7 protein-coding genes and 1 pseudogene are annotated in these 9,417 nt (G+C 66.5%); 4 read left to right on the top strand and 4 right to left on the bottom strand.

Features of this window, described 5'->3' with window-relative positions:
- The first annotated feature begins 362 nt into the window (after positions 1-362).
- Positions 363-629, top strand: a complete 267-nt coding sequence (locus QZ281_RS00390; protein ID WP_292223311.1) for a hypothetical protein — start codon at positions 363-365, stop codon at positions 627-629.
- A 6-nt stretch (positions 630-635) separates the two neighbouring features.
- On the opposite strand, the gene QZ281_RS00385 is transcribed toward QZ281_RS00390, so the two are convergent.
- The 3 genes from QZ281_RS00385 to QZ281_RS00375 form a co-directional block, all read right to left on the bottom strand.
- Positions 636-1,589 (bottom strand): hypothetical protein, encoded by a 954-nt coding sequence (locus QZ281_RS00385; RefSeq protein WP_292223308.1) that lies wholly within the window; start codon positions 1,587-1,589, stop codon positions 636-638.
- Positions 1,586-2,746 (bottom strand): glutamine-hydrolyzing carbamoyl-phosphate synthase small subunit, encoded by a 1,161-nt coding sequence (gene carA, locus QZ281_RS00380; protein ID WP_292223305.1) that lies wholly within the window; start codon positions 2,744-2,746, stop codon positions 1,586-1,588. Before carA ends, QZ281_RS00385 begins: the two co-directional genes overlap by 4 nt.
- Positions 2,747-2,967: 221 nt before the next feature.
- Positions 2,968-3,693: a ZIP family metal transporter gene (locus tag QZ281_RS00375; RefSeq protein ID WP_292223302.1), complete on the bottom strand. Its 726-nt coding sequence runs from the start codon at positions 3,691-3,693 to the stop codon at positions 2,968-2,970.
- Positions 3,694-3,823: 130 nt separating this feature from the next.
- On the opposite strand from QZ281_RS00375, the gene proB reads away from it, so the two are divergent.
- Complete coding sequence (gene proB / locus QZ281_RS00370) at positions 3,824-4,972, top strand: glutamate 5-kinase (RefSeq protein ID WP_292223314.1); 1,149 nt, start codon at positions 3,824-3,826, stop codon at positions 4,970-4,972.
- Positions 4,969-6,231 (top strand): glutamate-5-semialdehyde dehydrogenase, encoded by a 1,263-nt coding sequence (locus tag QZ281_RS00365; protein ID WP_292223298.1) that lies wholly within the window; start codon positions 4,969-4,971, stop codon positions 6,229-6,231. Before proB ends, QZ281_RS00365 begins: the two co-directional genes overlap by 4 nt.
- Positions 6,232-6,423: 192 nt before the next feature.
- On the opposite strand, the gene QZ281_RS00360 is transcribed toward QZ281_RS00365, so the two are convergent.
- On the bottom strand, positions 6,424-8,835 hold the full coding sequence (locus QZ281_RS00360; RefSeq protein WP_292223295.1) for a membrane-bound PQQ-dependent dehydrogenase, glucose/quinate/shikimate family: 2,412 nt from the start codon (positions 8,833-8,835) through the stop codon (positions 6,424-6,426).
- Between the two features lie 204 nt (positions 8,836-9,039).
- Here QZ281_RS00360 and QZ281_RS00355 point away from each other — a divergent pair.
- A pseudogene (locus QZ281_RS00355) lies at positions 9,040-9,417 on the top strand (NAD(P)-dependent oxidoreductase); the annotation flags it as partial.

Here is a 9,417-nt window from a genome sequence, read left to right as displayed (position 1 = left end):
GGACGTCAGGTTTTCAACCTGAAAAGAGGGGTTCGACTCCCCTAGGGACTGCCACTGGCGCATGCAGCATGCGCCAGTTTTGATCTGGAGCCGTTTCACGGCATCGACGAAATCGCGAAGCGGTTTCCTCACAGCCGATCAGGCTCTGGCCACACCCGCCGGCTGGGAAACAATCGTGTCGTTAAGCATCTGCTCCGACCACGGATTAACCAATCAGTAACCAGTATGTCCGGATCGAGGCGATAAGCCTTTCGATTCATGGACTTTTTTCGGACGCAGTCAGGAACTATCCACAGAACCTGTGGTTAATTCCGCATCTCCTCAGCGCAGAAGCGCACCTTCCTCCTGCATTCGAGACACTGATGTTCATCGCCATCGCCCGCCCGGCGGTGGAGCCCAAAGGCCCCGACGCCGTCGCCGTCCCCGGCTCTCCCGCCATCGCCGCCCTGTCGCCCCGCGCCCTGCATGCGCGCCTGCTTGAAAACGCCGCGCAACGTCGCCTGCGCGGCATGGAGCGGCGGCGTGAGAAACGGTTGGAAGATGCAGACTATTGGCTGCACGCCGCGCCGATCGCCGTGATGAAGGCCTGCGCCCTGCGCGACCAGACCGGCTTCTTCACCCTGCCCTGACGGGCGTCAGCGGAATTCCATCAGATAACGCGACAGCGTCGCCTTCAGCTTGGCCTGGACGCGTGACAAGCCCTGCGGCCCGGTTCGCACCCGGTCACGCGTCTCTGCGCTCCACAGCCCCCGCACCAGCCCCATCAGTTCGGGATGGCGGTCATACTGATGCACGACCGGGCTGATGGAGCCGTCCGGGTTGGTGATGCGGTCCTCGTCCACGCCGACGCCGTCGATGCAGCGCCCCAGGGTGGCGACCCGCGAATAGTTGGGGCGGATGCGGGCCGCGACCAGCCCCTGATGCACGGCCAGCTCCAGCGACGCCTGATCTATGCCGAAGCCGCCGCCGACGCTAGAGCGCGGAATGGCCCCCAGCGTCAGGATCAGGCGGCATAGACGCGCCACGTCCGCCGCCGGGCCGATGATGGTGCCTGCGCACAGGCAGGGACGGTCGGCGATGGTGTCCGCCACCTCGTCGCCCGCCAGCGCCCGCAGATATTTCGAATGGAAGGGATTCTGACCCAGGCTGTGGTCCTCGTCCTCGACAAAGACCTCCAGGCCCGTGATCGGCTGGGCGAAGGGCGAAGCCTGAAACACGACGTCGCGCACATCGGTCAGCAGGACGTTGCGCAGCGCGGGGCGGCTCTCGATCAGGCGCGCATAGTCGCCGAACCGCGCCACCACCGGCAAGGGCGCCCATCCAGCGCAAGCGGTCGGGTCCAGCGCCTCGACCCCCTGTGACGCCAGCCATTCGCGAAACTCGGGATCAGGATCGACAAACAGGCCGACAGGCCCGTCATGCACCGCCCTTAACGAGCGCACGAAGGCTTCGACATCGCCCCGGCCATAACCGGTCGCATAGCCAAGAACCAGGTCGTCAGGTCCACCCGCAGACGCCGACGCGTCCACGGGGGCCAGCGCGCGGGCCAGCCAGCTCAGATAGGTTGAGCGGGCGGCCCCTCGGCTCACGCGCGTTCGATCAGGTCTGCAAACCGGTCGAACAGATACAGGCTGTCCGTCGGTCCCGGCGAGGCTTCCGGGTGGTGCTGCACGCTGAAGATCGGCTTGCCCTCGACGGCGATGCCGCAGTTGGTGCCGTCAAACAGGCTGACGTGGGTTTCGGTCACGGCTTCCGGCAGGCTGTCGCGGTCGACGGTGAAGCCGTGGTTCATCGAGACGATCTCGACCTTGCCCGTGGTCAGATCCTTGACCGGATGGTTGGCGCCGTGGTGGCCCTGCTCCATTTTCACAGTCTTGGCGCCCAGGGCGATGGCCAGCATCTGGTGGCCCAGGCAGATGCCCATCAGGGGCTTGCCGCTGGCGACCAGCTTCTTGATCTCGGGCACGGCGTATTCGCCGGTCGCGGCCGGATCGCCCGGACCGTTGGACAGAACCACGCCGTCAGGATTGCGGGCCAGAACCTCTTCCGCCGTCGTCGTCGCGGGGACCACGGTGATCTTTGCGCCGGTCGAGGCCAGGGCGCGCAGGATGTTGCGCTTCACGCCATAGTCGATGACGACCACATTCTTGCGGCCTTCGGTCTTGGGGTGACCTTCCGGCCATTCCCACAGACCTTCATCCCATTCGAACGCCTGCAGCGTCGAGGCGGGCTTGGCCAGGTCCAGACCGACCAGACCGGTCCAGGCCTTGGCCTGTGCGACCAGGGCGTCCAGATCGAAATTGCCGTCGGGGTCATGGGCAATGACCGCATGGGGCGCGCCCTTGTCGCGGATGATCTTGGTCAGGGCGCGGGTGTCCACGCCCGCCAGACCGACGACGCCGCGGCGCTTCATCCAGTCATCGAAACTGGCGTCGGAGCGATAGTTGGCCGGGTCGGTCGGGACGTCGCGGAAGATCGCGCCGCGCGCCGAGGTGTCCGAACCGCCGCCAATCTGTTCGATGTCCTCGACGTTCGTGCCGACATTGCCGACGTGCGGGAAGGTGAAGGCCAGGATCTGGCTCATGTACGACGGGTCGGTCAGGATTTCCTGATAGCCGGTCATGGCGGTGTTGAAGACCACCTCGCCCAGTGCCGAACCGGTCGCACCGACACCGATTCCCTGCAGGATGGTGCCGTCGGCCAGTGCGAGGACGCCTGTCGCGCCGGGAAGAATCTTCGTCGTCATGGGCGCACTCCTACACGCAAATCCAGCCAGAACCGAGGCAGATCGCCGCAGAGCGTGTTCGCGTCTGCACAGCGACCGCGCGGCGGCCCCCGTGAGATGCAATCATGCTTCGGGCAAACGGCGGCGTCGTTAAGCCCTGCGGCCCCTTCGGTCAACGACCATCGGTGATCGAAGGCGGTTCGATTATCGATGCGCGCCCTGCCCGCCGCAGTGCGGCGACCTCAACCCAGGGCGATATCAAGGAACATCATCCCGACCAGACCGATCATCAGGCCGATCATGGAGCCGTCGCCCTTGGACTGATGGCGGGTCTCGGGGATGATTTCTGCGGTCACAACATAGATCATGGCCCCGGCGGCCAGACCCAGGCCCCACGGCAGGGCGCCGGGCATGGCCCCGACCACGCTGGCGCCGATCAGGCCGCCGATCGGCTCGACCAGACCCGACGCCAGCGCCGCCATGAAGGCGGCCCAGCGGCCATAGCCCAGGGTCGCCATCGCCGCCGAAACGGCCAGCCCCTCAGGCATGTTCTGGATGCCGATGCCCACGGCGGTCGACAGGCCCTGCTGCATGTCGCCGCCGCCGAAGCTGACGCCGACCGCTGCGCCTTCGGGGAAGTTGTGCAGGGTGATGGCGATGATGAACAGCCAGATGCGGCGTGACAGATGCCGTGACCCCGCAGGCCCGATGGCCAGCATGTCCACCGGTGCGAACCGGTTCATCAGGCCGATCACCGTGGCGCCGATCAGCACCGCCCCCGCCATCGTCCCCGCCGCCCAGGCCTGTGACGCGCCGCCCGCCTGCAGCACCTCCACGCCGGGAATGATCAGCGAGAAGAAGGAGGCCGCCAGCATGACCCCGGCGGCGAAGCCCAGCAGCACGCTCTGCGTCTGCACGCCGGGCTTTCTGAAGAATAGCAGCGGCACGGCGCCGACTGCGGTCATCATGCCTGCCGCCAAGCTGCCAAGCGCGCCAGCGGCAACAGGGGAAAGGGATTCCATCATTTCACTGCTCTGAGGGGCGACGCGGCAAGAGACAAGCCCGAATGAGGGCGTTAGAGAAACCGTCATGTCGAATATGGCTTCCACCCTGTCGAAACTGGACGCGTCATCCGCGCTGAACGGCGCGCGTCGCGTCGTGGTCAAGATCGGCTCGTCCCTGCTGATCGACGCCCAGACGCGCCAGCCGACGCGCGACTGGCTGGCGGCTATCGCGCGCGATCTGGCGACCCTGAAAAGCGAAGGCCGCGATGTGATCGTGGTGTCGTCCGGCTCCATCGCGCTGGGACGCGGGCGGCTGCCGGGGCTGGGCGTGCGGCTGGAAGACAAGCAGGCGGCGGCCTCGGTCGGACAGTCCCTGTTGATGGCGGCCTGGTCGGCGGCGCTGGAGCCGCACGGGCTGGTCGCCGGTCAGGTGCTTCTGACGCGCGACGACACCGAACGGCGCCGTCGCTGGCTGAACGGCCGCGCCACCATCGACGCGCTTCTTGCCCACGGCGTCATTCCCATCGTCAACGAGAACGACACGGTGGCGACCGAGGAAATCCGCTACGGCGACAACGACCGACTGGCGGCGCGCGCGGCCCAGTTGGCGCGGGCGGACCTGCTGGTCCTGCTGTCGGACGTGGATGGCCTTTACACCGCCGATCCGCGCCGCGATCCCAACGCCGCCCATCTGCCGCTGATCGAGACCCTGTCGCCCGACATCATGGCCATGGGCGGAGGCGCAAATGCAGATGCAGGCGTCGGCACGGGCGGCATGGCCACCAAGCTGGCGGCGGCCCAGATCGCCCGGTCCGCAGGCTGCGCCACCATCATCGCCTCGGGCCAGACCCTGTCGCCCCTGACCGCCATCCGCGATGGCGCGCGGGCCACCCTGATCTCTGCGCCCAATGGCCCGATGGCCGCTTACAAACAATGGATCGCAGGCAGTCTGTCGCCCGCTGGCGAACTGCGGCTGGACGCCGGAGCCGTCACGGCCTTGAAGGCGGGCAAGAGCCTGCTGCCCGCAGGCGTCACCGCCGTATCCGGCGATTTTGAAAAGGGCGACTGCGTTCGCCTGACCGACCCATCCGGCCTGCCGGTCGGGGTGGGTCTGGCCGCCTATGCCGCCGAAGACGCCGCCCGTATTCGCGGACGCCGCAGCGATGAGATCGAGGCCATCCTCGGCTATCGCGGGGCGTCCGTCCTGATCCACCGAGACGACATGGTTCTGGCTGACCGATGACCGACCTGACTGCGCACATGCTTGAACTGGGCCTTCGCGCCCGCAACGCTGCTCAAGGCCTGCGCGATGCGCCAGCCGCCGCCCGCACCCGCGCGCTGGAGTTGCTGTCCGAAAAGCTGAAGGCCGCAGAGGCCCCGATCCTGACCGCCAATGCAAAGGACGTCGAGGCCGCCCGCGCAGGCGGCATGACCGAGGCCATGATCGACCGCCTGTCCCTGTCGCCCGCCCGCATCGCAGGCATGGCCGAGGCGGTGGCCATCATCGCCGCCGTGCCGGATCCCTTGGGCGTGGAGACCGAACGCTGGACCCCCGCCAATGGTCTGGACATCGCCCGCGTCCGCACCCCCATCGGCGTGCTGGGCGTCATCTATGAGAGCCGCCCCAATGTGACAGCCGACGCCGCCGCCCTGTGCATCCGTTCAGGCAATGCGGCCATCCTGCGCTGCGGCTCGGACTGTCTGCAGTCGTCGCTGGCCATCGCCGTGCTGATCGCAGAGGCCCTGTCGGAAGCGGGCCTGCCCGCCGATGCGGTGCAACTGGTCGATACGCCGGATCGTGACGCCGTGGGCCTGATGCTGGCGGGGCTGAACGGAGCCATCGACCTGCTGATCCCGCGCGGCGGCAAGAGCCTGGTCGCGCGGGTTCAGGCCGACGCCAAGACAGCGGTGCTCAGCCATCTGGAAGGGTTGAACCACACCTATCTGCACGAGGCCGCTGATCTGGATGTGGCCCGCGCCATCGCCGTCAACGCCAAGATGCGCCGCGTCTCGGTCTGCGGCGCGACCGAGACCCTGCTTGTGGATCGCGCGGGGGCCGAGCGCCTGCTGCCCGGTGTCGCCGCCGACCTGATCGCCGCCGGATGCGAACTGCGCGGCGACGACGCAGCCCGCACCCTGATCCCCGAAGCCAAGCCTGCGACCGAGGCCGACTGGACCACCGAGTATCTGGCCCCCATCCTGTCGATCCGGGTCGTCGATGATCTGGACGCCGCCGCCGACCACATCGCCCGCTATGGCTCAGGCCACACCGAGGCGATCATCACCACCGACGCCGAGGCCGCCGAACGGTTCGCGTCAAAGATCGATAGCGCCATTGTCCTGATCAACGCCTCAACCCAGTTCGCCGACGGCGGCGAGTTCGGCTTCGGCGGCGAAATCGGCATCTCCACCGCCCGCCTGCACGCACGCGGCCCGGTCGGCGCCGAACAGCTGACCACCTACAAATATGTGGTGCGCGGTCAGGGTCAGATCAGGCCGTAAGATCAGGCCCCGAACTTCTCCCTCCCCACTCGGGGAGGGTGGCTGAGGCGCAGCCTAAGTCGGGTGGGGGCGGCTGCGCTGAACAAGATCAAACTTTCCTGAAACGAGAAAAGGCGGCTCGTCGCCGAGCCGCCCCCACCCTGTCGCTGGCGCGACCACCCTCCCCCGCAGGGGAGGGAGATTGCTTCCGCCTCAGGTCTTCTGAGGTAGGGCGTAGGCGATCACATAGTCGCCTTCCGGCGTCTCCATGAAGTGGTGGCCCGCAGCGACGATCACCAGATATTGGCGGCCGTTCTGCTCATAGATCATCGGGTTGGCCTGGCCGCCCGCAGGCAGCACGTCCGACCAGACAGTCTTGCCGGTTTCGATGTCGATGGCGCGGATCAGGTCGTCGGTCGCCGAGGCGATGAAGATCAGACCGCCCGCCGTGACGACCGAGCCGCCGTTGTTCGGCGTGCCGATCTCAAGCGGCAGCATCGACGGGATGCCGAACGGGCCGTTCTTGCGGGCCGTGCCGAACGGACGGTCCCACAGGGTCTTGCCGCTCTGCACGTCGATGGCGCGGATGCCGCCGTAGGGAGGCTCCTTGCACAGCACGCCGGTGATCGGCATGCGCCAGCCTGCATTGACGTCGATCGCATAGGGCACGCCCTGTTGCGGATCGCCCGCGCCTTCGGCCTTGGAGCCTTCGCCCGTCTTTTCTTCCTGATAACGAGGGTCATCGCGCGCGAACCAGCCCAGCTTGTCGGCCTCGGCGCGCGGGACCAGACGGTTGTAGTTGGGCATGTCGTTATAGTTGGCGATGATCACGCCCCGCGCCGGATCAAGCGCCAGGCCGCCCCAGTCGGAACCGCCGTTGTAGCCCGGATACTGGATCCAGTGACGGTCGACCGTGGGGGCGGTGAACTCACCCTCATAGGACGCCTTCTTGAACTGGATGCGGCAGATCATCTGGTCGATAGGCGAGATGCCCCACATGTCGCGTTCGTGCAGCACCGGCTTGGCCAGTGTGTTGAACAGCGAATAGGGCTGGGTCGCCGCACGTTGCGCCGGTTCGACGCCGCCGCGCGGAGCGGGACGATCCTCGACGCCGTGCAGCGGTTGGCCGGTGCGGCGGTCCAGAACGAAGATCTCGCCGCGCTTGGACGGCAGGATCACCGCAGGCGTCACGCCCCCGGCCGTCGGCAGATCAACCAGCGTCACCTGCGACCCCAGGTCATAGTCCCAGACGTCCATGCGGACCGTCTGATAATGCCAGCGCGGCTTGCCCGTGGTGACATCCAGCGCGACCAGCGAGCTGGCGTACTTGTTCTCCTCGGGGCGACGCAGGCTGGAATAATAGTCCGCAGCCGAGTTGCCCATGGGCAGATAGACCAGCCCCAGGCCTTCGTCCGCCGTCGCCGTCGTCCACATGTTCGGGGTGCCGGGGGTGTAGGTCTGGCCTTCCGGCGGGGTCGTGTTCGTCTCGGGACGCATCATGTCCCAGGCGAAGCGCAGTTGGCCGGTGACGGCGTCATAACCCTGGATCACGCCCGAGGCGTTCCAGCGCTTCTGACCATCCAGAACCTGATGGCCGGTCACGATGACGCCGCGCACGATGACGGGGGGCGAGGTGATCGACACCATGCCCGGATAGGGATCGCCCATGCCTTGCTTGATGCTGACTTCGCCGTTCGTCCCGAAGGCCGGGCAAGGCACGCCCGTCTTGGCGTCCAGCGAAATGATGCGGCCGTCCAGCGTGCCTTCAATGATCCGCGTGGCGCAGGGTTGAGCCTGATCCACGTTCGGCACGGCGTAATAGGTCACGCCACGGCAGGCCGCCGTGTACGGAATCTGGTCGTCCGGCACCTTGGGATCATAGGCCCATTTCTGCTGGCCGGTGTTGGCGTCCAGCGCGAACATCTTGTTACGCGCCGAGCAGAGATAGACGGTGTCGCCGATCTTCAGCGGCGTGGTCTCGGCCCCGAAACGCTCGCCCGGCAGGTCGCCGGTGCGGAAGGTCCAGGCGCGTTCCAGCTTGCCGACATTGTCCCGGTTGATCTGGGTCAGGGGCGAATAGCGTTGGGCCGCGTCCGAGCCGCCATAGGCGGGCCAGTCGACGCCCGCCTTGATCAGGGCCGGATCACCAAAGGGACCGCGCGCGCCCGGCACCGGGCTGTCGACACGGGCCTGATTGGCTTGCCCCACGATCAGGCCGAAGATGACGGTGAGCACAGCCAGACCGACAATGCCGATGCCTGCCTGTTTGCCGCCGCCGCGCGCCCGAAGCACCGGCAGGGTGGCGAGCACCAGGAACAGCAGCACCAGCGGGCCGACCAGACGCGGCACCAGCGCCCAACCGTTCAAGCCCTTCTCCCACAAGGCCCAGACCAGGGTCAGCAGGAAGGTCGCGCCGTAAATCCAGACGCCCTTGATGTCGCGGAAGACAAGGAAAAAGCCCGACACGATCAGCGCCAGGCCCGCAATCAGATAATACCAGGAGCCGCCCAGTGCGGCCAGTTGCACGCCGCCGATCGTCAAAACCAATCCGATCACGGCAAGCAGCAGGCCGAGAAGCAGCGTCAGCCAGCCCCCCAACCCGGTCGGCGAAGTCCATCGTGGCATGGAAGCCCCCTCATCTAAAGGATCAGGGTTTTGCAACGCTTGTGTGCAGGGGCGGTTCCATATTGTCGCACCCCCGGAACCCTTGAAGACCATTGCGTCAACACACCGCTCAGTCACACTTTTTCAGCGCACAAGGACAGCTCTGCGAATGTTTCTTGCTATTTTCGCAACTGAGAACCGCTCACAGCAATAATATTTGCCGGTATGGGCCGATTGCTGCATATGCGAAAAGTGACCCATAAAACCATAAAGCAAGGCGGGACTTTCGTCGTAGAGCCGCGCCGCCTCTCCAAGGCCTCAGCCGAACTTCGCGCACGCGGATTCGGGGAGATTACGATTCCCCATTCGACCGAGACGGCCGAGAAACAGGCGTCACGCTGCACCGACTGCGGGGTGCCGTTCTGTCAGAACGCCTGCCCGCTGCAGAACAATATTCCCGACTGGCTGCGCCTGTCGGCCGAGAACGAGCCGCGCGAGGCGTGGCGCGTCGCGTCGCTGACCTCGACCATGCCGGAAATCTGCGGCCGCATCTGCCCGCAGGACAGGCTGTGCGAAGGGGCCTGTACGCTGAACGTGTCCGGT

Source organism: Brevundimonas sp., from assembly GCF_018608325.1.
In the GTDB taxonomy this organism is placed as follows: domain Bacteria; phylum Pseudomonadota; class Alphaproteobacteria; order Caulobacterales; family Caulobacteraceae; genus Brevundimonas.
Note: the sequence above shows the minus strand (reverse complement) of the source record. Positions and strands in the feature narration are given on the sequence as shown.

What these genes read in the sequence shown, in the direction of transcription:
- QZ281_RS00390 (WP_292223311.1), top strand. Translation starts at nt 363, where the DNA reads ATGTTCATCGCCATCGCCCGCCCGGCGGTGGAGCCCAAAGGCCCCGAC.
- proB (WP_292223314.1), top strand. Translation starts at nt 3,824, where the DNA reads ATGGCTTCCACCCTGTCGAAACTGGACGCGTCATCCGCGCTGAACGGC.
- QZ281_RS00365 (WP_292223298.1), top strand. Translation starts at nt 4,969, where the DNA reads ATGACCGACCTGACTGCGCACATGCTTGAACTGGGCCTTCGCGCCCGC.
- carA (WP_292223305.1), bottom strand. Translation starts at nt 2,746, where the DNA reads ATGACGACGAAGATTCTTCCCGGCGCGACAGGCGTCCTCGCACTGGCC.
- QZ281_RS00375 (WP_292223302.1), bottom strand. Translation starts at nt 3,693, where the DNA reads ATGATGACCGCAGTCGGCGCCGTGCCGCTGCTATTCTTCAGAAAGCCC.
- QZ281_RS00360 (WP_292223295.1), bottom strand. Translation starts at nt 8,835, where the DNA reads ATGCCACGATGGACTTCGCCGACCGGGTTGGGGGGCTGGCTGACGCTG.